Raw genomic sequence first — 1860 nt, 5'->3', positions numbered from 1 at the left:
GACCACCGCCGCGGAAAAGTGCTGCGCCGCTTGGCCGGTGACGATCCCGAGGTCAACGAGGAATGGAACTGCGACAAGGGCCGCTGGGCGTTCACGTACCCGACCGTCGGCGACCGCATCACCACCCCACTGCTGCGGGACGACACCGGCGGCCTGCGGCCGGCGTCCTGGTCGGAGGCCCTCACCGTGGCCGGGGCGGGGTTGTTGGCAGCCGGCGGCACCACCGGCGTCCTGGTCGGTGGGCGCAGCACGCTCCAGGATGCCTACGCGTACGCCAAGTTCGCCCGAATGGTGCTGGGCACCAACGACATCGACTTCCGGGCCCGCGACCACTCCGCAGAAGAAGCCGACTTCCTCGCCACCGCCGTGGCCGGCACGCCGATGACGCTGCGCTACGCCGACCTGGAAACCGCGCCGACCGTGCTGCTGGCGGGCTTCGAACCCGAAGAGGAATCCCCGATCGTCTTCCTGCGCCTGCGTAAGGGGGCCCGCAAGCACAGGGTGCGGGTGCTCGCGTTGGCGCCGTTCGCGACCCGGGGTCTGGAGAAGATGTCGGGAACGCTGATCCCGACCGTCCCCGGCGCCGAGGCCGCCGCACTCGACGCGTTGACCGACGATGCGCGGCTCCGCGAGCCGGGTGCGGTGATCCTGGTCGGTGAACGGCTCGCCGGCTCGCCGGGCGCGCTGTCCGCGGCTGCCCGACTGGCCGCGGCCACCGGCGCCCGGCTGGCGTGGATTCCGCGCCGAGCCGGGGAACGCGGCGCCGTGGAGGCCGGCGCCCTGCCCAACCTGCTGCCGGGCGGCCGTCCGGTCAACGATCCGCAGGCCCGCGCACAGACCGAGCAGGCCTGGAGCTCCGGCGAACTGCCGAGCACACCCGGCCGCGACACCACTGCGATCCTGACCGCAGCGGCCGACGGCCGGCTGGGCGCCCTGCTCGTCGGCGGCGTCGAACTCGACGATCTTCCCGACCCGGCGCTGGCGGTGTCAGCGCTACGCGCGACGCCGTTCGTCGTCAGCCTGGAACTGCGGGAAAGCGCGGTGACCCAACTGGCCGACGTGGTCTTCCCGGTCGCGCCCGTGGTCGAGAAGGCCGGGGCCTTCGTCGACTGGGAGGGCCGGATCCGGGCGTTCGAACCGTCGCTGCGCACCAACGCGATTCCCGATCTGCGGGTCCTGCACTACCTCGCCGACGAGATCGGTGTCGACCTGGGGATGTCGAGCGCCGCTGCCGCCGACGCCGAACTGGCCGCATTGGGCTCGTGGTCCGGGCCGCATGCTGACGCACCGTCGGTGCCGCCCGCCGCGCAGGCCGAGCCCGGCCCCGGGCAGGCAGTCCTTGCGAGCTGGCGCATGCTGCTGGATTCCGGGCGCCTGCAGGACGGCGAGCCGTATCTGGCCGGCACAGCACCGACGCCGGTGGTTCGGCTGTCGGCTGCAACTGCCGCTGAAATCGGGGTGGCACACGGTGATCCGGTGACCGTCCGGACCGATCGCGGTGCGGTCACGCTGCCGCTCGCGGTGACCGCGATGGCCGACCGGGTGGTGTGGCTGCCGCTGCACTCCCCCGGCTCAGCGGTGTACCGGCAGCTGGGCGCATCCGCCGGAACCATCGTGTCGATCGGAGCCGGAGCATGACATATCCCGATCCCACCCTGTTCGGCCACGATCCTTGGTGGCTGATCCTGGCCAAGTCGCTGGCGATCTTCGTGTTCCTGTTGCTGACGGTGTTGACCGCCATCCTCGTCGAACGCAAAGTGTTGGGCCGCATGCAGTTACGGCCCGGCCCCAATCGGGTCGGCCCGTGGGGGTTGTTGCAGTCTCTCGCCGACGGCATCAAGCTGGCTCTCAAAGAGGGTC

The 1860-nt window shown here is 71.5% G+C and carries 2 protein-coding genes; both read left to right on the top strand.

Going from position 1 to position 1860, the window contains the following annotated elements; all coding sequences use genetic code 11:
- On the top strand, positions 1–1638 hold a 1638-nt coding region (locus A5784_RS35725; RefSeq protein WP_064949591.1), incomplete at its 5' end, for an NADH-quinone oxidoreductase subunit G.
- Positions 1635–1860: NADH-quinone oxidoreductase subunit H (locus A5784_RS35720; protein ID WP_197514988.1), on the top strand; the 226-nt coding region annotated here is incomplete at its 3' end. The genes A5784_RS35725 and A5784_RS35720, both read left to right, overlap by 4 nt.

It is taken from the genome of Mycobacterium sp. 852013-50091_SCH5140682 (genome assembly GCF_001665685.1).
Classification (GTDB): domain Bacteria; phylum Actinomycetota; class Actinomycetes; order Mycobacteriales; family Mycobacteriaceae; genus Mycobacterium.
Note: the sequence above shows the minus strand (reverse complement) of the source record. Positions and strands in the feature narration are given on the sequence as shown.